Annotated in this window: 22 protein-coding genes; 12 read left to right on the top strand and 10 right to left on the bottom strand. The window is 62.6% G+C overall.

The features are described 5' to 3' along the window. Nucleotides 1-60: 60 nt before the first annotated feature. The 3 genes from NW862_RS01050 to NW862_RS01040 form a co-directional block, all read right to left on the bottom strand. Nucleotides 61-1,215, bottom strand: coding sequence for a response regulator (locus tag NW862_RS01050; RefSeq protein ID WP_414348402.1), 1,155 nt, complete (start codon nucleotides 1,213-1,215; stop codon nucleotides 61-63). Between the two features lie 91 nt (nucleotides 1,216-1,306). Next, nucleotides 1,307-2,041, bottom strand: a complete 735-nt coding sequence (rph, locus tag NW862_RS01045; RefSeq protein ID WP_414333437.1) for a ribonuclease PH — start codon at nucleotides 2,039-2,041, stop codon at nucleotides 1,307-1,309. 175 nt (nucleotides 2,042-2,216) lie between these two features. Next, complete coding sequence (locus NW862_RS01040) at nucleotides 2,217-2,969, bottom strand: DUF561 domain-containing protein (RefSeq protein WP_414333439.1); 753 nt, start codon at nucleotides 2,967-2,969, stop codon at nucleotides 2,217-2,219. Nucleotides 2,970-3,155: 186 nt separating this feature from the next. Between NW862_RS01040 and speB the strand changes: the two genes are divergently transcribed. The 4 genes from speB (at nucleotide 3,156) to proC (ending at nucleotide 6,881) form a co-directional block, all read left to right on the top strand. Beyond that, entirely contained in the window at nucleotides 3,156-4,061 is a 906-nt protein-coding gene (speB, locus tag NW862_RS01035) for an agmatinase (RefSeq protein ID WP_414333441.1), read from the top strand. A gap of 147 nt (nucleotides 4,062-4,208) precedes the next feature. Continuing rightward, nucleotides 4,209-4,931 (top strand): YggS family pyridoxal phosphate-dependent enzyme, encoded by a 723-nt coding sequence (locus tag NW862_RS01030; RefSeq protein WP_414333442.1) that lies wholly within the window; start codon nucleotides 4,209-4,211, stop codon nucleotides 4,929-4,931. 571 nt (nucleotides 4,932-5,502) lie between these two features. Next, a complete protein-coding gene (locus tag NW862_RS01025; RefSeq protein ID WP_414333495.1) occupies nucleotides 5,503-6,072 on the top strand; it encodes a cell division protein SepF in 570 nt (189 codons plus the stop codon). A gap of 5 nt (nucleotides 6,073-6,077) precedes the next feature. Beyond that, complete coding sequence (gene proC, locus NW862_RS01020; RefSeq protein ID WP_414426843.1) at nucleotides 6,078-6,881, top strand: pyrroline-5-carboxylate reductase; 804 nt, start codon at nucleotides 6,078-6,080, stop codon at nucleotides 6,879-6,881. On the opposite strand, the gene NW862_RS01015 is transcribed toward proC, so the two are convergent. Together NW862_RS01015 and ruvX are read right to left on the bottom strand one after the other, a co-directional pair. Continuing rightward, nucleotides 6,867-8,084, bottom strand: a complete 1,218-nt coding sequence (locus tag NW862_RS01015) for an NAD(P)/FAD-dependent oxidoreductase (RefSeq protein ID WP_414426842.1) — start codon at nucleotides 8,082-8,084, stop codon at nucleotides 6,867-6,869. The genes proC and NW862_RS01015 overlap by 15 nt on opposite strands. A gap of 138 nt (nucleotides 8,085-8,222) precedes the next feature. Continuing rightward, nucleotides 8,223-8,735 (bottom strand): Holliday junction resolvase RuvX, encoded by a 513-nt coding sequence (ruvX, locus tag NW862_RS01010; protein ID WP_414333448.1) that lies wholly within the window; start codon nucleotides 8,733-8,735, stop codon nucleotides 8,223-8,225. Between the two features lie 110 nt (nucleotides 8,736-8,845). Between ruvX and ahcY the strand changes: the two genes are divergently transcribed. Further along, nucleotides 8,846-10,126: an adenosylhomocysteinase gene (gene ahcY, locus NW862_RS01005; protein WP_414333450.1), complete on the top strand. Its 1,281-nt coding sequence runs from the start codon at nucleotides 8,846-8,848 to the stop codon at nucleotides 10,124-10,126. A gap of 78 nt (nucleotides 10,127-10,204) precedes the next feature. On the opposite strand, the gene NW862_RS01000 is transcribed toward ahcY, so the two are convergent. Beyond that, nucleotides 10,205-11,416, bottom strand: coding sequence for an argininosuccinate synthase (locus tag NW862_RS01000; protein WP_414333452.1), 1,212 nt, complete (start codon nucleotides 11,414-11,416; stop codon nucleotides 10,205-10,207). Between the two features lie 182 nt (nucleotides 11,417-11,598). Between NW862_RS01000 and NW862_RS00995 the strand changes: the two genes are divergently transcribed. Then, entirely contained in the window at nucleotides 11,599-13,527 is a 1,929-nt protein-coding gene (locus NW862_RS00995; RefSeq protein ID WP_414333454.1) for an FAD-dependent oxidoreductase, read from the top strand. A 15-nt stretch (nucleotides 13,528-13,542) separates the two neighbouring features. Here NW862_RS00995 and secF read toward each other — a convergent pair whose 3' ends face one another. Further along, on the bottom strand, nucleotides 13,543-14,538 hold the full coding sequence (gene secF / locus NW862_RS00990) for a protein translocase subunit SecF (protein ID WP_414333455.1): 996 nt from the start codon (nucleotides 14,536-14,538) through the stop codon (nucleotides 13,543-13,545). Continuing rightward, complete coding sequence (gene secD / locus NW862_RS00985) at nucleotides 14,535-15,881, bottom strand: protein translocase subunit SecD (RefSeq protein ID WP_414348413.1); 1,347 nt, start codon at nucleotides 15,879-15,881, stop codon at nucleotides 14,535-14,537. The genes secF and secD overlap by 4 nt, the downstream gene beginning before the upstream one ends. A gap of 257 nt (nucleotides 15,882-16,138) precedes the next feature. Between secD and tatC the strand changes: the two genes are divergently transcribed. The 6 genes from tatC (at nucleotide 16,139) to NW862_RS00955 (ending at nucleotide 22,530) form a co-directional block, all read left to right on the top strand. Continuing rightward, the gene (tatC, locus tag NW862_RS00980) at nucleotides 16,139-16,921 is read left to right on the top strand and encodes a twin-arginine translocase subunit TatC (protein ID WP_414333459.1); all 783 of its coding nucleotides are present in this window, start codon (nucleotides 16,139-16,141) and stop codon (nucleotides 16,919-16,921) included. Next, nucleotides 16,911-17,522, top strand: coding sequence for a nucleotidyltransferase family protein (locus tag NW862_RS00975; protein WP_414348415.1), 612 nt, complete (start codon nucleotides 16,911-16,913; stop codon nucleotides 17,520-17,522). The genes tatC and NW862_RS00975 overlap by 11 nt, the downstream gene beginning before the upstream one ends. Before the next feature lie 21 nt (nucleotides 17,523-17,543). Continuing rightward, the gene (locus tag NW862_RS00970; RefSeq protein WP_414333463.1) at nucleotides 17,544-18,884 is read left to right on the top strand and encodes an NAD(P)/FAD-dependent oxidoreductase; all 1,341 of its coding nucleotides are present in this window, start codon (nucleotides 17,544-17,546) and stop codon (nucleotides 18,882-18,884) included. A 231-nt stretch (nucleotides 18,885-19,115) separates the two neighbouring features. Next, nucleotides 19,116-19,847 carry a DUF2993 domain-containing protein gene (locus NW862_RS00965; protein ID WP_414426841.1) on the top strand — a complete coding sequence of 244 codons (732 nt, stop codon included), beginning with the start codon at nucleotides 19,116-19,118 and terminating at the stop codon, nucleotides 19,845-19,847. A 251-nt stretch (nucleotides 19,848-20,098) separates the two neighbouring features. Continuing rightward, complete coding sequence (locus NW862_RS00960) at nucleotides 20,099-21,535, top strand: hypothetical protein (protein WP_414426840.1); 1,437 nt, start codon at nucleotides 20,099-20,101, stop codon at nucleotides 21,533-21,535. Nucleotides 21,536-21,612: 77 nt separating this feature from the next. Beyond that, on the top strand, nucleotides 21,613-22,530 hold the full coding sequence (locus NW862_RS00955; RefSeq protein WP_414333468.1) for a methylenetetrahydrofolate reductase: 918 nt from the start codon (nucleotides 21,613-21,615) through the stop codon (nucleotides 22,528-22,530). On the opposite strand, the gene dapB is transcribed toward NW862_RS00955, so the two are convergent. Together dapB and rpsJ are read right to left on the bottom strand one after the other, a co-directional pair. Further along, a complete protein-coding gene (dapB, locus tag NW862_RS00950) occupies nucleotides 22,527-23,363 on the bottom strand; it encodes a 4-hydroxy-tetrahydrodipicolinate reductase (protein ID WP_414333497.1) in 837 nt (278 codons plus the stop codon). The two genes, NW862_RS00955 and dapB, sit on opposite strands and share 4 nt — an antisense overlap. 91 nt (nucleotides 23,364-23,454) lie before the next feature. Continuing rightward, nucleotides 23,455-23,772 carry a 30S ribosomal protein S10 gene (gene rpsJ, locus NW862_RS00945; protein ID WP_414328725.1) on the bottom strand — a complete coding sequence of 106 codons (318 nt, stop codon included), beginning with the start codon at nucleotides 23,770-23,772 and terminating at the stop codon, nucleotides 23,455-23,457. Nucleotides 23,773-23,826 lie beyond the last annotated feature (54 nt).

Below are 23,826 nucleotides of genomic sequence, written 5' to 3'. Positions count from 1 at the left end.
ACCCCTGGCCCCTCTCCCAGTGGGAGAGGGGAGGCGAGCGGTTAGCTCTTCGGGGGATCCCTAGAAATTGGAAAAGAAATTGGAAACAAACAGAAGCCGCCTCACTTCTTCGTTAAGCTGGCTTTCGTTGAAGGGTTTGGTCAGGTAGCCAGTTGCTCCCGACCATTTGCCGCGGATGCGAGCTAGCAGGCCATCGCGCGAGGTAACCATTAGGATGGGGAGGGACTTAAACTCTTCCAAGCTGCGCACAATGCGGCAGAGCTCCAGGCCATCGATCCCCGGCATGGCGATGTCCATCAACAGCAGATGAGGCCGATGCTGAAACAACAGAGGGAGCACCTCGGCGGGGTTGCCTGTTGTAATCACTCGATAGTTGGACAAATATTGCCGCAGGATCTCTTGCATGACCACGCTGTCGTCCACCGCCAAGATGGTTATCGGGTTGTGGGGCTTGGTCTGCAGCAGCTCTTGGGGTGTTTGCAGGCTGACCAGCCCTTTTTTGACCCAGGCCGCAAAGAGATTGGCCACCTCCAGACGATCCCGACACAGCTTCTTGGCGATCACCTCTAGCGACTGGCCGTCTTTGGTGAGGGCGTGGAGCTTCTGTCGCTGCTCATCGGTGATGCGATAGCGGTTGACCCGCTCCCAGTTGACCACCGGTATCGCCAGCATCGTGGGAATGGCCACCTTCAAATCTGCCCATCGATCGTGGCGGCGGGCTGCTTCTTGCAACAGAGGCTCCAACTCAAACCCGCCGATGGGGGCCTCTTGGGCGACCCGTTCCTGCACTTCGAAGTAGCAGGCGCCTGACCGCTCAAACAGGTAGCGGTCGAAATCGGTGAGCAGGTTGAGCCACAGGGCATCTTCCAACTCTCCTGGCTTGAGCAAGCCCAACTGCGTGATGGCCTCCAGCAGCTCGGGCAGGGAACGGTTCTTCAGCAAGCGCTCTTGCACCACCGAGATGGCCCGCTGCGACCATTCCAAGTTGAGGCGGGCGATGAAGCGAGATAGGCGTTTCAGCAGGATTTGCGTGTTGAGGGGTTGATCGGCAGAAAAGAGGAGCCTGCCGTAGTAATAAGTCAGTACCCAGGGTTCTGCGACCTCGGCAGGATCCAGCCCTCTGAGGTGAAGGTGCAGGTAGCCAGTAGTAAACCGCCGGCCTTGCTGCCTGAGCAGGGGCGCAAGTTCCTCCGAACCGAATACGAAAGGGGACATGCGGCATTCTCCAGGCCAACTTCTTCAGGCCAATTGCCGGCCTTGTTCTAAGCTGTACCAACGCCTTGAAGGGTCGCCGTTGCAAAGCTGGCTACGGTTCCCAATTGAGAGCTTGCTGTTGCGCCTGCAGCAATTCTCGGATCCCGGCTTGGGCCATCTCCACCATTTGCAACAATTGCGGTCGGCTGAAGCAGCCGGCTTCGGCAGTGCCCTGAATCTCGATAAAGGATCCCTGCTCGTTCATGACAATGTTCATGTCTACCTCGGCTTGGCTGTCTTCCTCATAGCACAAATCTACGAGGACTTCCCCCTGCACAATTCCCACCGAAAGGGCCGCCACTTGCTGCCGCAGCGGCGATCCCTGAGCCGGATCCAGCAACCCCTGTTTGCATAGCCAAGTGACGGCGTCGTGCAGGGCCACATAGCCCCCCGTGATCGCGGCGGTGCGAGTTCCGCCATCGGCCTGCAACACATCGGCATCGAGGGTAATGGTGCGGGATCCCAGCTTCTGGAGATCCAGAGCGGCGCGCAGGCTGCGTCCGATGAGGCGTTGGATCTCGGCAGTACGGCCCGATGGTTTCAACATCTCCCGTGGCTGTCGTTGTGGGGTGGCTCCGGGCAACATGCGGTACTCCGCCGTCAGCCAGCCTTGACCGGTATTCTGCAAAAAAGGGGGAACTTCTTCCGCCACACTGGCGGTGCAGAGGACATGGGTATCGCCAAACTTCACCAACACCGATCCGGGCGCATAGCGGGTGAAGCGGCGCTGGAAGGAAACCGGGCGCAATTGAGCAGCCGTGCGGCCATCGGGGCGTTGCCAGCTCATGGGCAGTTCAAAAAGGGATCCCTCGCATTGTCAACCATGTCTGGGCTCAGGGATTGGAAACTATACAGAGCATGACTCGGCTGCCGGCGAGAAACGGATGCGGACGGAAGCGATAAAAAAATGCACCAGCACAAGCTGGCGCCAGCAGTTTAACTCTCACCGGTCAGGCATCAACCTAGACAAAGGCAGGGATCCGAGAGTCTCCCAGGGCCTCTACCAGCGCCCGCACTTGGGCCACCATGGCCACTTCATCCTGGAGCCGGCTGACAGCTTTGCCCACCCCCACACCTGAGGCACCGGCAGCGATGGCCAGGCGCACCGTTACCGTTGAGAGGCCGGAAGCGCAGATAACAGGCACCGAGACCACACGGCTGATCTCATAGGCGGCGGCCAAGGTGGGGGCAGCCTTCTCGATCAAGCCCAGGGATCCCCCGTGAACCGGCTCGGCACTGGTGCTGCCCTCGGTTTGGATGAGATCGGCCCCCAGATCTTCCAGTTTCTCGGCCAATTCCGCCTGCTGATCCAAAGGCAGCGTGTGGGGAACGGTAACCGACAAAAGCGTGCGCGGCAGCAGAGAGCGGGTTTGGCGAGTGAGCTCCAGGACTTCCGCAGCGGAGAAGATGCGGCCCGAAGGGTAGAAGCTGTCGTAATTGCCGATTTCGGCCATGTCGGCCCCCGCTTGGACGGCGGCAGCCAATCGCTGCGGCTCCACCGCCGACACGCAGATGGGCAGCTCGATCTGGGCGCGCACCTGCTGCACCAATTCGGGACTGGCGGCGATGTCCACCCAAGTGGCTCCTCCCTCCTGGGCGGCACGGGTGACTTTCAGCACCGACTGCAGGTCGAAGTTTTGCAGGCCGCTGATGATCTTGAGGGCACGGCGCCGGGCAAGGGCGTCGAAAAGGGCAGCTTGAGAGGCTGTGGTCATAGGCTCGTTAGCTTGTTGAAACGGGACACAAGAGGAGTGAAAGCAAATCGGCTGGGGCAACCTTTGCTCAGTCTAGAGGGTTTGCTGCCATCCTACAAGGGATCCGCCCTTGGCCGGTCACCCCAATCTTTGCGGGCTATCCCAAGATCTTTCAATACAATAGGGATCCCCTCTTCTGCTCTTGCCATGTACCGCTCTCCTTTCCCCTTCTTGGGCCTGGCTGAGCCGGATCCGGAGCTGGCCCAAGCCATTGTGTTGCCTATCCCCTACGAGGCCACCACCTCCTACGGCAAAGGCACGGCCAAAGGCCCTCAGGCGCTGTTGCAGGCTTCTGCCTATGTAGAGATCTACGACGAGGTGAGAGACTGCCAGCCGGCCCTCCACCCCGACTTTGCCGCAGAGACCTCCCGCTACTGGACGGCGCCGCCAGTGGAGTTCGAGGGGCTGGACGCCCACGAGTTGGCCATGGCCGCAATTCAGCGCCGCGCTGCCGAGTGGGTAAGGCCAGGGCGGTTTCTGCTCTCCATTGGCGGGGAGCACTCCATCACTGGCCCCTTGATTGCCGCCCACCTGCCCCACTACCCAGAACTGCACGTGCTGCAGATCGATGCCCACTGCGACCTGAGAGACAGCTACGAGGGATCCCGCTACTCCCACGCTTCCGCCATGGCCCGCGTGGTGGAACAAGTGGGCGGCCGCCTCACCCAAGTGGGGATCCGCTCCCTCTGCGCCGAAGACCGCCAGGCCATTCGCAAGCACCGCTTGCACACCTTCTTTGCCCACAGCCTGCACGGCAAGCCAGCCCAGGAGTGGATCCCCGAGGTGATCGCCACGCTGGGATCCCAGGTGTACCTGACGGTGGATGTGGACGGGTTGGATCCTGCGGTCGTGCCGGCCACGGGCACCCCCGAACCCGGCGGCTTGGGCTGGTGGGAGACCGTAGAGCTGATCCGGGCCCTGGGGCAGCAGCGGCAAATCGTCGGCGCCGATGTGGTGGAGCTGGCGGTCACCGGGGAACGGGAAACCGATCGCCGCAGCGCCTTCACCGCCGCCAAGCTGGCCTATCAGATCCTGGCAGCGGCCTTGGGCTAGGCTCCAGAAGAACTGGGCTATGGCTGGGTTCCCCCTGTTTCCACCTGGCCGCTGGAGCACCGGCTCCAATCTCGAAGTATCCAGACAAAACGAGGACTGGACTCTCTCTGTCGAGATCTTCTGCTAGCTTCCTAGGTGGCCCTAGCCATGTCTCCGCCTTCTTCCAGCTCCCTTGAAGCGTCGCCGCCCCCCGTTGACGAAGAGCTCATCCACAGCCGCATTCAGGCCATCCGCGCCCGGATCCCAGGCCATGTGGAGATCATGGCGGTGAGCAAAGGCTACAGCGTCAACCACATCCGCGCCGCCTATCGAGCCGGGATCCGCCACTTTGGCGAAAGCCGAGTGCAAGAGGCAGCCGCCAAACAGGCGCAACTGCAGGATCTGACCGATATTGTCTGGCACTTGATCGGGCATTTGCAGACCAATAAGGTAAAGCCGGCCCTCAGACAATTTGCCTGGATTGACAGCGTCGATAGCCTGCGCCTGGCCAAGCTGATCAACCAAAAAGCCTGGGAGCTGCACCTTACCCCCAAGCTCTGCTTGCAGGTGAAATTGGCCCCGGATCCCAATAAATTCGGCTGGCTCATCCCCGATCTGTTGCAAAGCCTGCCGCAACTGAACCAACTGCTGCAGGTGCAAATTGTGGGCCTGATGACCATTTTGCCTTTGGGCTTGAGCTCAGAGGCAGCCCTAGAGCTGTTTCGCAAGCTGGCCGAGCTGGCGGATCACATCCAGCGCAGCGGCTACGAGCATCTGCAGTTGCACACCCTCTCCATGGGCATGTCCGACGATTACCCCCTGGCGGTGGCCGCAGGCTCCAACCTAATCCGGCTGGGGCGCGCTTTGTTTGCCGATGCCGAACGGAAATAGATAGATGGAGTCTCTATGAAGCCGTTAAATTGTGATTAAATTTTGTGTAAAGCCGCGCAACTCCGGAGTTGCCCTGCAGGGCACGCTCTGGGTTGGAGTTCGGCCTGAATCGGGCAAAAACAGGGCAATCCCGCCCAAAATTTACCCTGTCGGGGAAATTTTAGGGAAACTTGTAATCATTTGCGTCACTCCCGTTAACACGTGTTCAAGCTGGACAAGGAGCGCAGTAGACTCTGGCCAAAGCAGTGGCTGGACAAGTGGGATGACATCTTCACTTCTTCTGGGTAAACTCGACTCGTCGGGCCCATGGGTTTTTTAACCTGCCTCGGCAGCTTCTCGAGCAAACCCTGTCTCGGCCTTTTGAAAAACTTTAACTAAAAATAAAGATTGGAGATGCCCTTTGGCTTGACTGGGCTACTCAAGATCCAATCAAGAGCCTGAATCCTGCGCTTGCCGCAAACCATGACCTGTAGTGAGGATGTGGACGATGAATGTCAATGGAATCTGGAGCAGGGTAAGAGATTTTGTGGGCCTGAATGATCCCGTGGACGGCCTGGAAGAGTACCCTGAGATGGAAGGGCAGGATGATTACCAAGTGCTCTACGAGGGACGCCGTTCCCAACCGGCTCCTGAAGAGCAGGAAGCCAGTGCCCTTCCACGCGGACGTCGACAACGGGGAGCGGAAGCCGGGGAAGGGTCTGTCGGTCGAGAAGAGTCGCGGGGCCATCGGCGCAGTCAACATCGGGATCGCTTAGCAGGGGGCAGTATGGGGAGCAACGTAATTGGATTACCGGGCGTCAACCCACCCACCAGCGAAGTGGTGGTGCTGGAGCCGCGCAGCTTTGACGAGATGGCTCAAGTCATCCAGTACCTGCGGGAGCGCAAGACGGTGATCATGAACTTGACCCTGATGGATCCCGCCGAAGCACAGCGCTCGGTGGATTTTGTTGCCGGTGGCACCTACGCCATCGATGGCCACCAGGAGCGCATTGGCGAAAATATTTTTTTGTTCACCCCCAGCACGGTGACGGTCTCCACCCCCAGTAGCCAAGGGGTGCAGCCGCTGCAGCGTCCCTTGCACAGCCCTGCCCCTCTCTGGCCCAGCAGCTATGAACATTTGCAGGCGGTGGGCCAGCACTAGCCGACATGGAGCGACCGCTGCTGAGTGTGATCGGGGGGGGAGCCATGGGATCCGCCCTGCTGCGGCGTTGGGTGACTGCGGGGCTTTATCCTGCAGCTCAGGTGGCTTTGCGGGAGCCCGACCCGGACAAGGCCAAGACCCTACAGCAGGAGCTGGGCATTCGGCTGTTGGCGGATCTATCTCAGGCGGGAGAGTCTGAGATTGTATTTTTGGCCGTCAAGCCCCAGGTTTTCCCGCAGGTGGTGGCTGAGATGGGCCAGCCGTCCGCCGCGCAGTTGGTGATCTCGATTATGGCCGGGATCCCTTTGCAGCAGTTGCAGCAGGCTTTTCCCCAGCAGAGGGTGGTGCGCACCATGCCCAACACGCCGGCGCTGGTGGGAGCAGGGATCACGGCTATCTGCTACGGGCCAGGAGTGACGCCTGAGCAGAAGGAGCAGGTGGAAAGGTTGTTTCGGGCTGTAGGCCAGGTGGTGACGGTGGCCGAAAGCCAAATGGATGCGGTGACGGCCCTGTCGGGATCGGGGCCGGGGTATTTGGCGGTGATCCTGGAAGCGCTGATCGACGGGGGGGTGGGGGTGGGTCTGCCGCGTCCCCTCGCCACCCAACTGGCGATGCAGACCTTGGCGGGCACGGCTGCCCTTTTACAGCACGAGAAGCTCCACCCCGCCCTTCTCAAGGATCAAGTGACCAGCCCAGGGGGAACGACCATCGCCGGGATCCAAGTCCTGGAAGAGGCGGGGGTGCGAGGGGCCTTGATGCGGGCAGTGCGGGCAGCCTACGAGCGCTCCCGCCAGCTACAGGGCTCCTAGGGCCTGCCAGAGCGGGCGGGTGATCCAGTTCCATCCCACCTTGAGCTGGTGCTCCAGGGTAGGTAGACGCACCAGGTAGATGGCTCGTCGGGCCAAATAGCCCAGGGGGCCGCTCAGGGTGAGGCCGCCGAGGGCGGAAAGCACCGCCGTATCCGTCCCCAAGCTGAGCATTTCCCCCAGAGAAAAGTAGCGGAACGGCAGCAGGGGCCGCTCCTGCGTGAGCAAGGCCCACAGGTTCCAAGCGCAATAGCCGGCCTGTTGAAAAGCTGCTTGGGCGGTGGCGGGCACCGGCTGGCCTTCGGCATCCACCACCGCCGCTACGTCTCCCAGGGCAAACACTTCTGGAAAGGGGGGAGTTTGCAGGGTGGGCAAAACCTGCAGCCGTCCCCGCTCACTTTTGGGCAGATCCAAGTTGGCGATCACCGCTGCCGGTCGGGTTCCGACGGTCCACAGCACCGCATCCACAAGATCCGTGGCTATCTCCTGGGCCTCCAGCCGCTGCAATTGTAGGCGGAAGGGGGGGGCGCCGTTCTCGCCCAGAGCCTCGATGCCCAAAACCTTGGTTTGCAACTCCACCTGCACCCGCCGTTGGGCCAACGCCAGTTGGGCCGCCTCCCGGCTGGAAGAAGCAAAGCCCGACAAAATCCGGGATCCCACCTCAATAAGACGGATCCGTCCCCGCGATCCCAGCCGATCTGCCAGCTTGCAGGCCAGTTCCACGCCGCTTGCCCCCGCCCCGGCAATGGCCAGAGTTATCGGCTGAGCCGGATCCCGCTCTTCCAACGTTTTCAGGTGGGCCCGCAGCCGTTGGGCATCGGCCAGGGTGCGAAAGGGAAAAGCGAACTCCGCCGCTCCCGGAACGCTCTGCAAAGGGGTTTCTCCCCCCAGCGCCAGCACCAGCGCGTCGTATTCTAGGCTCTGCCCGTCTTCCAGACCCACTCGGCGGGCTTGAAGGTCAATGGCCTGGACAGAGCCGCGGCGAAATTGCACCGACTCCGAGGGCAGCAGATCTTGGAAGCGGGGAGCCACCTCCCAGTCCTCCATTTCTCCGGTGAGCAGCTCGTACAGCAAAGGAGCAAAGACAAACCGCTCCTGGCGATCGACCAAGGTAATTTGGGGTGGCTCTGACCAGGGTTGCCGGCTCAGTTCCAAAGCTGTGTACAACCCGCCAAAGCCGCCCCCAAGAATGCAAATGCGATTCATGCTCAGATGCTCAGCTTGAGATTACCAAAATTGCGCGACAAGCCCCGACCTAAAAGATAGGCCCTGCCAACGCCAGCGGGCCGACCGGGGATGGCACACCTTATGCTTCATGCTTCGAGCTGACTTGCACTGGCCCGGCTAGACCTCTCCAGCGTAGTCTTTGCTGCCCCAGCCCCGCCAGCCCGGCACTTCCGACAAAGAAGCCCGTCGCTCGTCCAGCCAAGTTTGGAGAATCACTGCCGCCGACTGTTGATCGATCAAACCCTTCTGGGCCTTGGCCGGGATCCCGGCCTCGCGCAGATCCCACTCCGCCTGTACGGTGCTCAGGTATTCGTTGACGGTAATAACGGGAAGATCCACCGCCACCTGCAAAGCGCGCACAAACCGCTGCACCTTGCGGGCCTGGGATCCCACCGAGCCATCTGCCAAAAGGGGGATCCCGACCACCACCACGGTGGCCCGGCGGCGGCGGATCCACTCCTGCACTTGGGCAATGTCTTCGGGCAGGGAACGGCGCCGGATCACCCCCAGGCCGGTAGCCAGCAGCCCCAGCCCGTCGGAGCCGGCCACGCCGATGCGACGGTTGCCCACGTCCAGACCCAGCGCTGAAAAGGGATCCCTTGTGGCAGAATAGTTCAGGTCTGTTGACATCTGTTTATCCCTCTTGCCGACATTGTAACGGCCTGAAACTCCCTGTCTCTAGCCGTGTAGCTCGGCTGAACCTCTATCCTTTTTCGACGACCCTTTTTGGAGCCTTCTCGATGACCAGCGCCACCCTGTCTCTCCCCAAGCACGAAGTTAAAGACCTCAGCCTCAGCTCCTTGGGCAAGCAACGGATCCAATGGGCGGCGCGGGAGATGCCGGTGCTGGCCCAGATCCGGGAGCGCTTTGCCCAAGAAAAACCCCTGGCCGGTCTGCGCCTGGTGGCCTGCTGCCATGTCACCACCGAGACGGCCAATCTGGCCTTGGCCTTGCAGGCAGGGGGAGCCGATAGCGTCCTCATCGCCAGCAACCCCCTCTCCACCCAAGACGATGTGGCCGCCAGCCTGGTGGCCGACTACGGCATCTCGGTCTTTGCCATCAAGGGGGAAGATGTAGAGACCTACCGCCGCCATGTCCAGATCGCCCTGGATCACCGCCCCCATCTCATCATTGACGACGGCGGCGATGTGACGGCGGAGCTGGTTCAGCATCGCCAGGAGCAGGTGTCGGAAATCATCGGCACCACGGAAGAGACTACCACCGGCCTGGTGCGCCTGCGGGCCATGTTCAAGGCGGGGGTGCTCAGCTTCCCGGTGATGACCGTCAACGACGCCGAGACCAAGCACCTGTTCGACAACCGCTACGGCACCGGCCAATCCACCCTGGACGGCATTCTGCGCTGTACCAACATTCTCCTGGCCGGAAAAACAGTGGTGGTGGCCGGCTACGGCTGGTGCGCCAAGGGGGTGGCGATGCGGGCCCGCGGCATGGGATCCCAGGTCATCGTGACCGAGGTCAACCCGGTGCGGGCTCTGGAGGCGGTGATGGATGGCTTTCGGGTTATGCCCATGGCCGAGGCCGCCCCTCTGGGGGATCTGTTCATCACCGTCACCGGCAACAAGCACGTTATCCGCGGCGAGCACTTCGACCGGATGAAAGATGGGGCGATGGTCTGTAACGCCGGCCACTTCGACATCGAGATCGACCTGGTGGCCTTGCAAGAGCGGACGGTTTCCCGGCAGAGCGTGCGCCCCTTTGTGGAAGAATACCGTCTCCAGTCGGGCAAATCGGTGTTCGTGCTGGGGGAGGGCCGGCTGATCAACCTGGCTGCCGCCGAAGGCCACCCCGCCAGCGTCATGGACATGAGCTTTGCCAACCAAGCGCTGGCCTGCGAGTACCTGGTGAAAAACCGTGGCCGGCTGGCGCCAGGGCTGCACCCCATTCCTGCGGAGATCGACGAGGCCATCGCCCGCCTCAAGCTCAAGGCCATGGGGATCCAAATTGACAGCCTTACCCCGGAGCAGATCGAGTACGGCAACACCTGGACGGCAGGAACCTAGAGAAAGCCCCTCACCCCCGCGGTGGAAAACCTGGCCCACCTGCGCCATCTCGCAAGCAGGCAGGTGGGGCGGTAGAGCTCAAGCACCACCGCCCCGGTGCACCTGGGCCCAGACGCGGGTGGGCAGACCCCAGATGTAGATGAAGCCTTCGGCAGCGCGGTGGTCGAACTGATCCCCTTCCCCGTAGGTGGCCAGCTCCGCGTTGTAGAGGGAGTAAGGAGAGCGGCGGCCCACGCAGACAGCCTGGCCCTTGTGCAGGCGCATCCGCACCACGCCGGTAACACTCTTTTGGGTGGTGCAGATGAAGGCGTCCAGGGCCTCCCGCAGCGGCGAATACCAAAGGCCGTTGTAGATCAATTGGCTGTAGGTGGTCTCGATGCCGTACTTGTAGTGGATGACCTCGCGGGTGAGGGTGAGGCTTTCCAGCTCGCGGTGGGCCTGGATCAACACCGTTAGGGCCGGACACTCGTAGATCTCGCGCGACTTGATCCCCACCAGCCGGTTTTCAATCATATCGATGCGACCGACACCGTGGCTGCCGGCTAAGGCGTTGAGCCGCTCGAAGAGGGCTCTGGGGCCAAGGCGCTGCCCGTCCAGCTCCACCGGGATCCCCTCTTCAAAGGCGATCTCCACATAGGCGGGCTCGTCGGGGGTTTGAGAGATAGGCCGGGTGAGGGCGTAGACTTCCTCCGGTGGCTCTTGGTCGGCGTCTTCCAGGATCCCGGCTTCGACGCTGCGGCCCAGGATGTTGAGGTCGATGCTGTAGGGGCTGGACTTTTGCACCGGCATAGGGATCCCGTAGCGCTCGCCGTAGGCAATGGTCTCCTCGCGGGTCATGCCCCACTCGCGGGCCGGGGCCAACACCTTGAGCTTGGGGTTCAAGGCGGCGATGGCCAGGTCGAAGCGCACCTGGTCGTTGCCCTTGCCGGTGCAGCCGTGGGCCACGGCGTCGGCGCCCACCTCTTCTGCCACCTCCACCAACAGCTTGGCGATCAGGGGTCGGGCCAAGGCAGTGGAGAGAGGGTAGCGCTGCTCGTAGAGGGCATTGGCCTGGATGGCGGGGAAGGCGTAGTCGGCAATCAGGATCTGGACGGCCTCCCGCACCAGGGATTGCTCCGCCCCGGCCCTCAGCGCCTTGGCTTGGATGGCCTCCAGCTCCGCCCCCTGACCCAAGTCCACCGCCAGGGTGACTACCGATTCCACTCCCCACTCGTGCTTGAGATAGGGGATGCAGACGGAAGTATCGACGCCGCCCGAATAGGCCAATACCACTTTCTTTGCCCGTCCCATGCTGCTGCGGATCCCTGCTGGAAAAAAGTTGCTAGCCCATTATGCCTTGTTGCTCGGATCTTAGTTACTCGGCCTGACCCTAGAGGCAGCTTTGTCGGCTATTCTCAAAGGGATTTCTCCCGGGCCTTGGATCGCTGTCCAAAAGGTTGCCGGCGCAAATTGGGGTGTGAGGTCAGGTGAGCATGGCCGGCAAGAGGATCCCGGCAGCACAGCAAAGACTCAGGCGCCAACGAGTGCTGGGGTTGGGGATCCTGTCTCTGCTGGGCTTCGTGGCGGGGATGGGGTTCGCCGCCCTCTCCCAGCCGGAAGGGGGATCGCCCGTCGCCGCTCCAGAGCCGGAGCCGCCCCGTTTTACGGCCCACGGCTGGCCGCTGCTGGATCCCTTGCCGCAGCCGGACGAGATCTGGGAGTGCGAGCTGGTGGTGGTGGGCGGATCCCTGGGGGGCGTGGCGGCTGCAGGCCAAGCCATGCGGGGGGGTGTGCAAACCTGTCTCATCGAGCTCACCCCCTGGCTGGGGGGGCAGATCACCTCGCAGGGGGTATCGGCCATCGACGAGTCCCTCCCCATGCGGCAGCGGGGCAATTTTTCCCGCCACTGGCTGGAGTTTAAGGCCCTCATCGAAAGCCAGCCGCTGCATCTGCCCGCCTGGACAGGGATCCCGCCGGGAACCCGCGTGACCAAGATCAACAGTTGCTGGGTAGGGGGGCTGTGTTTTCCGCCCCAGGCGGGTCTGCAGGCGGTGGAAACCTGGCTGCGGCAGGCGGCTCAGTCTGCTCCCCAGAGTCGCTGGGCCACCCAGACCGCTTTTAAGGGGGCCACCTTCAGCGCTGACGGCTCCCGCATCGAGAGCCTCTACGCCGTGCAGCGGCAGCCGCGGGATCCCAATTTTGTGCCGCCAGGGCGGCTGTGGCGGGAATTGGTGAGCTGGTATGGCTGGCAGGAGACGGAAGTGTTTGCCAAGCGGGTGCTGCGGCTGCAGGCGCCACCGGGCCGCAACCTGTTTGTTATCGACGCCACCGACACCGGCGAGCTGGTGGGCTGGGCTGGGATCCCCTACCGGCTGGGCTCAGAAGGGCGAGATCTGACGGGGGAGCCCAATGCCGCCCCGGCCAGCAACCCGGAGTGCACCCAGGCCTTCACTTTTCCTTTCGTGCTGGCCATCCACGACGATGGCGGGCGCTCCCGCGCCGAGCTGGCCCAGTTGCAGCCGGGCTACTCCCGCGCCGAGCACCGCCGCCAGTTCGACCTGGAGGGGTTTCCCACCTTCAGCGGCCAGAGCTTTTTCAACTACCGCCGCATCGTCAGCAAAGGCCGCACGGATCCCTTCCACAGCACACCGGTGCCGGGCGACCTGACGCTGGTGAACTGGAACCGCGGCAACGACTGGGGGATCATGAACCCGCCCCTAATCCTGACAGAAGAGCGGCTGGTGGCCTCAGGGCAGCGCCACAACTGGCTGGGGGGGCTGGACGTCTCCGCCCTCAAAGATGGAGAAAACCACGCCCTGCTCTTTGCCGAGTGGCTGATGGAAACCCAAGCCCGCGCCGGCTATCCCCTCTCGTTGGTGTTTGCCGAGGACTCTTTGCTGGGCACCCGCTCCGGCCTCAGCCTCTACCCCTACATCCGGGAGGGGCGGCGCATCCTGGGGCGAGCTGCCTACGGCCAGGCGGAATTCCAGATGCTGGAGCAAGACATCCGCGTCGGCACCAGCGGGGGACGGGACTTTAGCCCCACCGCTGTAGGGGTGACTCACTACGCCATCGACATGCACGGCTGTCGCTACCGCAACTGGGAGCCTTCCCTGTCGGCCAGCTCGGCGCCCGTCAACGAGTTTTCCGTCCGCCCCATCGTCATCCCCCTAGAGGCCCTGATCCCCCAGAAAGTGGATAACCTGCTCATCGGCGGCAAAGGGATCGCCGTCAGCCACATCGTCAACGCCGCCACCCGCACCCATTACGGCGAGTGGACCATCGGCTCGGCAGCGGGGCTCATCGTAGCCTGGTTGCACAGCCAGGATCCCGGCTTGATCCCGGCCCAGATTGTGCCGCAGGGCAAGATGGCCGACTTGCAGCGCTACCTGGTTGCCCATGGACAGCGGCTGCACTGGTAGGCAGTTGCCGCCGCCCTACCCCTCTGCGCCGGAAGGCAGCGCCTCGGGATCCCCTTTTCCGCCATAGCGCCGCTGCCGCCACCACACCAGTAGAGGGCTGGCGATGAAGATGCTGGAATAGACCCCCAAGCTAAAGCCAATGAGCAGAGCGATGGCAAACCCCTTCAGGGTGGCTCCCCCAAAAATGGCAATGGCCACCAGGGGCAGCATCGTTGTCAGGGTGGTGTTCAAAGAGCGGGCAAAAGTCTGGTTTAGAGATAGGTTCACCACCTCGGCAAAGCTGACCTTGCGGCTGACCAGACGCAGATTTTCCCGGATGCGGTCGTAGATAACCACCGTGTCGTTGACGGAAAAACCAATGATGGTTAGCAGCGCCACCACAAACAGGCTGTCCACCTCCATGCCCACCGTTAGGCCCAAAAGGGCAAACAGACCTGTTGTCAGCACCACATCGTGCAGCAAGGCCACAATGGCAAACACCGCGTAATCCCACTGGAAGCGCAGGGCCAGATACACCACAATGAGCCCAAAAGAGATGAGCACAGCCACGAGGCCGGAACGCAAGAGCAAGCGCCCCACCGTCGGGCCTACCGTCTCCACTAGGTTGCGCTCAAAAGGGCCTACCTGTTGCCGCAGCGTCTCCTCTACCGCTAGGCGCTCCTGCTCAGTCAAAGGGGGCATGCGGATCAAGGCTTCCTGACTGGTCTGGGTGTCCAGTTGGATGATGCTGCTGCCCAGGTTGTGTTCCTGCAGCGCCCGCCGCAGCTCTTCGGTGGTGACAGGCCGCTCAAAACGCAGATCCAGCAAGGTGCCGCCGGCAAAATCCAGCCCCAGCCGCAGCGGTGTCCCTAGAGAGGCCAGAGAAAAGGCCATGCTGACCAGCCCCACCAGCAACACCGCCAGGGAAAGGGTAAACCAAAGCTTGCTGCGCCCGACGATGTCGAAGCGGTAGTCAAGCAACCGCCGGGATCCCACCGCCGGATCGGGGGGGGATAACTCTTGCGCCGTCATGATTGAGCCGCCTCCATGCGAACGCCGTAAAACTCAGGTTTGCGCAGGGCAGGGATCCCCATTGCCGCCAGCAGCAGGGTGCGGGTGCAGGTGATGGCCGTGAAAAAGCTTACCAGAATGCCAATGGCCAAGGTGACGGCAAAGCCTTTCACCAGCCCCATCCCCAGCCAGAAAAGTACGCCACAGACCAAAAGGGTGGTGACGTTGCTGTCGAGGATGCTGCTGAAGGCGCGATTAAACCCTTCCGAGATGGACTTATAGATGGACTTGCCCGCCCGCAGCTCCTCCTTGATGCGCTCGAAGATCAGCACGTTGGCATCCACCGCCATGCCGATGCTGAGGATAAAGCCGGCGATCCCTGGCAGGGTCATGGTCACCCCCAGCAGTTGGAACAGAGCAAACGTACAGAGGGCGTAGATGAGAAGAGCGAGGTCGGCAATGAGCCCCGGCAGGCGGTAGTAGGCCACCATAAAGACAAAAACCAGCACCAGGCCGCCAATGCCGGCATAGAGGCTGCGGCGCACGCTCTCTTCCCCCAACGTGGCCCCGACGGTGCGGTTTTCAATGACGCGAATGGGAACCGGCAGCGCTCCCGCCTTGAGCTTCACCGCCAGATCGGTGGCGGTTTCCACCGTGAAATTGCCCGTGATCACCGCTGTTCCGCCGGTAATGCCGGTGCGGGCAAACTCCGGCCCCACGATGGGGGCGCTGATCAGCACGTCGTCGAGAAAAATGCCAAGCGGACGCCCTGTTCCGGCCAACTCTCGGGTGAGCTGAGTAAACTTTTCTGCCCCTTCTGGCTTGAACTCCAACAGCACTTCCCAGCTCTGGGATCCGCGACGAGGGGCTTGGGGATAGGCGTTGCGCAGCAGATCCCCTGTCAGGCCGACCCGTTCAAACAGGGCGTCGGGATCCTCCCCCGCCGTTATCTCCCCCTGCTCGTTGCGGGGCAGGGCGCTGACTGGCACCAATCCCTTGCGAAACTCCAACTGGGCCGTATCGCCCAAAAGAGCAACAGCCCGATCCGGATCCGCCACCCCCGGCAGTTGCACGAACAGGCGGTCTTGGCCGCTGATCTGCACCAGAGGCTCGGCCACCCCCAGGCCGTTGATCCGCTGCTGGATCACCGCCTCCACCCCCTGCATCACCTCAGAGGTGATCTCGGGTACCTCTTCCGTAGGCAAAGCCTGCAGGGTGAGCTGCGTCCCTCCTTTGAGGTCAAGGCCGAGGCGAACTTCGCGGCTAAAGCCCAGATAGACGAGGGCAGCCACCACTGCCAAGATAAAGATCAGCCCTCGCAGAAAAGCGAGGCGACTGAGCCACAAAGCTGGAGATCTGGCCATACTGCTGAAAGGGTGAGGAATACGGGCGCACTCGATCCGAGGCCCTCAGGATTTCGGCACTTTTTGATCCTATCGCACACGGGATCCCCGGCTGGAGAGGGATGTTCCCCAGCCCCTGAGCCGGGGAGGAGCTCATCATGTCTGTCCTGGCAGTTCAACCCATCTCTACAGGCCTTGACCGAGCTCTCGGCAGGCGCTTTTCCCCGAGGACGGGGCAGAGCTAAGATAGCGGGGAATGTTTCGTTACGCCTTGGCCCATGACCCTTGTCTCTGAGACCGAGCCCTCGCCCCAAGCCACGGTAACCCCTGACTCTGAGCGGGTGCCGGATCCGGAGTTTCCCTACGAGGTCGAGATGACCTTGATGGAGCACTTGGAGGAGCTGCGCAGCCGCCTGTTGGCCAGCGTGATCGCGGTGGCGATCTGCATCATTGCTTGCTTTCTGGTGGTGAACCGCATTGTCGCCCTGCTGGAGGTGCCGGCGCGGGGGGTGACCTTTTTGCAACTGGCGCCGGGGGAGTATTTCTTCGTCTCCATGAAGGTGGCGGCCTATTCGGGGTTGCTGTTGGCCACGCCCTTTTTGCTCTACCAAATTGCCCGCTTCGTCTTGCCGGGGCTGAGCGTGAAGGAGCGCAAGCTGCTGGGGCCGGTGGTGCTGGGATCGAGCCTTCTCTTTGTGGCTGGCTTGGTCTTTGCTTACTATCTCCTCATTCCGGCGGCACTTAACTTTTTCATTCGCTATGGCGAAGGGGTGGTGGATCAGGCCTGGTCCATCGACCGCTACTTTGAGTTTGTGCTGCTGCTGTTGTTCAGCACCGGCTTGGCCTTTCAGGTGCCGATTTTGCAGGCGCTGCTGGGGGGGTTGGGGCTGGTGAGTGCTGAGCAAATGCTCAAGGGCTGGCGTTACGTGGTTCTGGGCTCGGTGGTGGCAGGGGCCATTCTCACCCCTTCCACGGATCCCCTCACCCAGAGCCTCTTGGCCGGGGCGGTGACGTTTCTATACTTGTTTGGCATTCTGCTGGTGAAGATCCTTGGCAAATGACCTGAAGCTGCATGCGCTGATCCTGGCGGCTGGGTTTTCCACGCGGATGGGAGAACCGAAAGCCCTGGTGCCCTGGAAAGATGGGCAAACCCTGCTTTCTTACCAGATTTTTCAGTGGCGACAGGCAGGGTTTCACCCTTGGGTGGTGCTGGGATCCCAGCATCTGGCGGCGGCCCAAGTTCACTTGGCGGGGGCAGAGGTGCTGATCAATCCGGCTCCTGAGCTGGGCAAGACCCACTCTATTCGGGTGGGGGTGGAAGGGATCCCTGCCGATTTTCGCGTGTTGGCCATTTCGGGGGTGGATCAGCCCCGTCCGGCCTGGATCTACCACAGCTTGCTGGAGTACCATCTGCGCCATCGCGCTTGGGCGACGGTGCCGGTGCATCGAGGACGACGAGGACACCCCGCCCTGATCGACGGGCGCTTGCGGGAAGAGTTGCTGTGTCTCCGAGAGGAAACCCTGGGCCTGCGCCGGTTGTTGCAGGATCTGGGTAAACGGGTACAGGAGGTGGAGCTCTATACCCCCGAGATCTTCTTGGAGTGCAACACTCCTGCCGACGTGGAAGCTGCCGCTGGCGGTCGCGACAGCGTTGCCCAGTAGGATATTCTCTTTCTTGTTCGCATGAGAAAAGCCCTTTATCCTGCCAGCACCTACGATCCTGCTTGTCCGGTCGGCAGCTACTGGGACAGCACGATAGAGAATGCCGGTTGGCGGCATCCGGCTCCTTTGCTGGGGCAGGTGGGCGCCGAGGTGGTCATTGTGGGGGGCGGATTGACGGGCCTATCGACGGCTCTGCACCTGGCCCGCGACCACGGCATTTCCGCCTGCCTGTTGGAAGCGGGATCCCTGGGGTGGGGGGCCTCAGGGCGCAACGGCGGCTTTTGCGGGGTGGGGGCGAGCCATCTCACCCATGCCCAGATGGTGCGGCGGGTGGGCCTGGCGGAGACGGAGCGCTACTACCGGGATCAATGGCAGGCGGTGGAGACGGTGCAGGAGCTGGCCGCCGTCGAGGGCTTCTCGCTGGAAGTGCAGGGACAAGGCTGCTACGCGGTGGCCCATCGTCCACAGGCCTGGCCGGAATTGGAGGCCGAATACCAGATCTGTACTCAGGTGGCAGGCTACCCGGCCCAGCTCCTCAGCCCCAAAGAGCTGCGGGAACGGGGCTTTGACAGCCAAGAGAACTATGGTGCTCTCCACATCGGGGTGGGGTTTGGCCTCAACCCCCTTAAGCTCACCCAAGGGCTGGCCCAAGCGGCCCACAGGTGGGGAGCGCAACTGCACAGCGCCAGCCCGGTCATCGCCTGGGAAAAGGTGGGATCCCAGCACCTTTGCCACACGCCAGGGGGAACGGTGCGGGCCCGGCACCTGGTCATCGCCACCAACGGCTACACCCCAGAGACCTTGTACCCCCAACTGGCGGGATCCCTGTTGCCGGTGCTGTCCAACATCCTGGTCACCCGCCCTCTGACGCCTGCGGAGCAAAAAGCGCAGGGGTGGTGGGATCCGACCCCGGTTTACGACACGCGGCGGCTGCTGTTCTATTACCGTCTTCTGCCGGACGGGCGCCTGCTGTTTGGGGGGCGCGGCGGCACCCGCAATACTCCGGCAGAACGACAGCGCCTGCAGGCTTGGATGACTCGGCAGCTCTACCGCCTCTTTCCCACCTGGGAGGGGGTGGAGATCGAGTACGCTTGGAACGGCCTGGTCTGCCTTTCGCGGCAGCTTCACCCCCATATTGGCCCTTCGCCGACGGATCCCAGCTTGTGGTATGGCCTGGCCTACCATGGCAGCGGCGTGGCCACAGCAGTGTGGGCGGGCAAAATGCTGGCCCAGGAGATCGCCGGCAGCCGGCCCCCCATCAGCGCTCTGTTTCGCCAGCCGCCTCGCGTTTTCCCTTTGCCCTGGCTGCGGCTTCACTACCTGCGGCTGGGGTATCTCTGGTGGCAGTTGACGGATGGTTAGCTCCGCCAAGTGTGCGGGGGATCCCTCTGTTCGGTGGAGCAGTCCTGCCTTAGCCTAGTCGTAGTTTGGGCAGAAAAATATCGCTTGTCGTCGCTCCTGAGGTACCCAGTGCTGTTCCCGTCTTGCCGTCGGCCTGCTCCAGATCCCTCTTCTCTTGCAGCCCGCTGTCGCCAACGGCTCTCGCCAGTAGGGCAGCGGCTGGGATTGGCACTGCTGCTTGGCTTGCCCACCATGTTTTGGCCTTGGCCCGGATTTGCCCAGATTGCCGGATCCCTGCTCAGCCCTTTGGTGGCCGCCTGGATCCGCTCCGAGGTGCAGCAGGTGGACAACTTGCAGGTGCAGATCGCCGGTTCCGACGCCCAGATTTTGAACGGCCAGATCCCCCAGGCCCAGGTGTCGGGAGACAACCTTATCTATCAGGGATTCCAGGTCAGCCACCTGCGGCTGCAGGGCCAGGATATTCGCCTCAACGTGGGCGAAGCCATCCAAGGACGCAGCCCGCTGCGGCTGTTGGCCCCTGTGCCGGTGCAGGTGAGCTTGCGCCTCACCGAAGACGATCTTAACCGCACCCTTCAGGCTCCCCTCATCCAGTCTCAACTGGCCCAGGCACAGGTGCAACTGCCCTTTGGAGGTCAAGCGGTGCCCTTCTTGATCCGCCAGCCCCAGGTCACCTTGGAGCAAAATCGGCTGCGCATCCAGGCCCAATTGGTGACTCCCGAGGGGGTGGAGGTGCCGGTTACGGTGCTAACCGGGCTACAGGCCCAGGGCCCCAACCAGTTGCGGCTGGTCAACCCTCTGTGGGTGAGCGAAGGCCAAGAGATCCCCATCCCCGGCCTGGCGGATTTCCCCATTCAGTTGGATCCGGGCGTGCGCATCGACCGCCTGGAGTTGCAGCCCAGCCAAATCCTCTACGAGGGCATGTTGGTCATCTACCCGGAAGCGGCGGCGGTGCCGCAGGGGTAGGGGCCGGCGTTCCCCGCTTTGGCCCGCCTTCAGACGGTGCGGGCGGGCTCTGCTGCGACCAAGGATGTGATCGGGATCAGACCTGGGGAGCGGGCCTTTGCGGCAAGATCCTGCTAGCGGTTAGCGGGAAAACCCTTTGCGGGCCTCACGTAGGAGTGGTGTATTGAGGTGAAGCCATGATCCAGGGATCCCGGAGGCAGCCATCCAACTGCACACTCAAGCCCTTAATCTGCTGGGCGCTGCCGCTGATCTTGTCGGTCGTTTTTTTGGGGAGCTGTGCCGGCGATCCAGTTTCTACGCTGCCTCTGGACGGCACGGCTGCCGGCACCCGCACGGCCACACCCCCAGGGCGAACTTTCGCCGATATTCCGCCCGGTCGGGATCCCCGTCTGAAGCACCTTTGGGCCAGCTTTGTCATCACGTCTGAGCAGTTGCAATCTGCCCGCGAGGCTCCCGTTGCGCTCCATCCGCAGGCTCTCCTTCCCTGCACCGACTGCGAGGGTATTCCATGGCAACCGGGATCCCCACCCCCCACCCCCTCCTCCCGCGCCTTGGGCACCTATCGGCCTGACCAGCTCACCTTCTCCTTCCGCGTTGAGCCCCACGAGACGTCCACCCGCCTCAGCGGCAGCTTGCACCTGGATACTACCACGCCTCTGATTCACCCCGGCGAGGGGGTGCGCCTGGCGATCCAACGGGCTTTCTGGGGAGAAGACGCGCTGGAGCCGCTGCCGCCTCCCCAGGACTTCCACCCTCAGCAGATCAGCCGCGGCTGGTTCCAGGAGCGCAGTTGGATCTTCCCCTTCCCGCTGCCGGCTGCCAACACCACTGCTGCCTTGCGGCTGGATTGGCTTCTAACCTCCCCGATTCCGCCCGATTCTGCTCCCTTTCAACGGGGCAGGCCGCTGCCGCCCCCCACGGGCCGGCTGTATCACGGGGTCGCCTGGTCGGGCATGCCAACTTGGGAGCAGCTCTTGTCCTATCGCCAGGCCATCGGCCAGCCCCCTGCCTGGGCAGCCGTAGAACACCTGTGGGATCCCCGCCAGGACTTTCCGCAGTCGTTGGCCAGTCGCCTGCGGGAGAGCGGCTCTGTTCCCTACCTGCGCCTGCGGCTGGATCCGGCTCAGCTTTCCGCCTTGGCCAGTGGGGAACAGGACGAGACTTTGCGCTCTTGGGCCCGCGCCATCCAGCGCTTTGCCACTCCCATCATCCTGGCCGTCGTTGTGGGAGACGGGGATCCCGAATTGCAACGACGGGCCTACCGACACCTGATGCAAACCCTGCGCTCCGAGGCCAACTTGCTCTGGGTTGTGGAGCTGGAGGGAGAAGATGCCGCAGCCGTGTCCGCCTGGGCTGGGTTCTCTGAGATGGATTGGCTGAGCCTACCGGGGGATCCCGCCACCTTTGAACCGATGTACCGCCGCCTTGTGGCTCTCAACCCGGAAGTGCCTGTGCTGCTCCGCGGGCCGGCCTTGGGCTCAGAAGCCGCTCAACCTCTGCTGGCAGGTCTAGAAGACCAACGCTGGCCCCAGGTAATTGGCTGGAGCTGGGCCCTGGGCGCGGATGGGATCCCGCCTGCAGCAGCCCAGGACTGGCAGCAGCATCTGCAACAGGGGGATGCCAAGATATGGCTGGGGGAAATGCAGGTGCAACCCCCGCCCAGCCCCCTTCCCTCGCCCAAGCCCTAAAAGAGGGCAACCTGTCTGGAAAAATCGCCCGGAAAAGTCGATAATAGGCCAGCCGTTTTACCTTTTCTTCCGCAATTGTGGCCTTGACCCCCTCATCACCCCCCTTGTCTCGCTTTGCCCAGGCCATCCAGGAGGGGGAGTTCCTGCTCACCGCCGAGATCACACCCCCCAAGGGATCCGACACCAGCACCCTGCTGTCTCTGGCCCAGCAGCTCAAAGGTCGGGTGCATGCCATCAACATCACCGACTCCAACCGCGCCATGGCCCGCATGAGCCCCCTGGCCGCCTCGCTGCTGTTGCATCAGGTGGGCGTTGAACCCATCCTGCAGTTGGCCTGTCGGGATCGCAACCGCGTGGCTCTGCAGGGGGATCTGTTGGGGGCCTCGGCGCTCGGCCTGCGCAACGTGTTGGCCCTCACCGGGGATCCCATCCACATCGGCGATTGCCCCGACGCCCGCGCTGTGTTCGACCTGGAATCGGTGCGCCTGCTGCGGCTTATCCAGCGGCTGAACAATGGCCTCGACTGCAACGGCAAGCCCCTCCCCGACGGCGGCACCTGTCTGTTTCCGGGAGCAGCGGTAGAACCCCAATCCGGCAGCTTTTCCGGCCTGGAGCGGCGCTTCCAGCGCAAGCTGGAAAACGGGGCCCAGTTTTTCCAAAGCCAGATGGTGACCGACTTCGAGCAACTGGAGCGCTTTATGGACAAGCTGGGTCGCCCCGCCGGCAAGCCCATCCTGGCCGGCATCTTCCTGCTCAAATCCGCCAAAAATGCCCAATTCATCAACTGCAACCTGCCGGGGGTGCAAATCCCGGACGCCATCATCCAACGGCTGGCCAACGCTCCCCATCCCCTAGAAGAAGGGATCCGCATCGCCGCCGAACAGGTGCGCCAGGCCCGTCAGATCTGCCACGGCGTGCACCTGATGGCCGTCAAAGCCGAACATCTCATCCCGCGTATCCTGGACGAGGCCGGGATCCCCCCTCTGGCTGGCTAGCTCAACACCTGCTCCAGCCCGTAGACCAATCCCTTGAGCTGCAGCACCTTGCGGATCCCCAGGATCACCCCCGGCATAAAAGCCACCCGATCCGTGGTGTCGTGCCTTAAGGTAAGGGTTTGCCCCATGCCGCCGAAGATCACCTCCTGGTGGGCGACTAGCCCCGGCAGGCGCACGCTGTGGATGGGAATGTTGGGGCCGGGGATCCCGCCCCGCGAGCCGGGGAGCAGCTCTTTTTCTTCCACTTCGGGCGGGTTGAAGGCTTTGCCCAGTTGACCCAGCCGTTGGGCCGTCTGCAGGGCCGTGCCGCTGGGGGCATCCGCTTTGCGGTTGTGGTGCAGCTCGACGATCTCAACATGGTCAAAATATTGCGCCGCCTGCAGTGCCATCTGCTGCAACAAAATCATGCCGATGGCAAAGTTGGGCGCGATCAAACAGCCCACCCCCGACTTATCCGCCAGATCCCGCAGCCGCTCCACCTGCTCCGGCGTCAGGCCCGTTGTCCCCACCACCGGGCGCACCCCAAAGGCAATGGCCGAGCGGACATGTTCAAACACCGCCTGCGGATGGGTGAAATCCACCATCACACCGCGGCTGCTCCGCTGCGACAACCTCAGCAACTGCCCCGCTAGGTCATCGGTAATCTCCACCCCCAGGGATCCCAGGCCCAGCACCTCGCCGATGTCCAAGCCCAGTTGCGAGCGGGCTACCGCCCCCGCCAGGGTCATGTCGGGCGTCTGGGCAACAGCTCTCACCACCTCCCGCCCCATCTTGCCCAGTGCCCCCACCACCAAGACCGGGATAGGGGATGGGTTGGCTTCTGGAGTTGCCAACCCCTGATCGACCGGATCAACCGCTGCCGTCACCCCTTGCCACCCTCATCCACGCTCTACAACTGCGAAGACCGGGATCCCCGGAGAGCCATCACAACTTCACCTCAATATCCACCCCCGCCGGCAGATCCAGCTTCATCAAAGCATCGATGGTTTTGGAAGAGGGGGAATAGATGTCGATAATGCGGCGGTGGGTGCGGGTTTCAAAATGTTCCCGCGAATCCTTGTCGGTGTGCGGAGAACGCAACACACAGTAGATGCGGCGCCGGGTAGGCAGAGGGATGGGGCCCACGGGCACAGCATCGGTACGACGGGCCGTGTCCACGATTTTGTCGCAAGAAGTATCCAGCAGCCGATGATCGTAGGCTTTCAGGCGAATGCGGATTTTCTGTTGGGTCAGGGTAGGCATGGCCGGAGAAAGAGAACGGTACAACAAAAAACCGACAGGGATCGAGTTGATCTG

It is taken from the genome of Synechococcus sp. H55.8, assembly GCF_047462375.1.
GTDB lineage: Bacteria > Cyanobacteriota > Cyanobacteriia > Thermostichales > Thermostichaceae > Thermostichus.
Note: the sequence above shows the minus strand (reverse complement) of the source record. Positions and strands in the feature narration are given on the sequence as shown.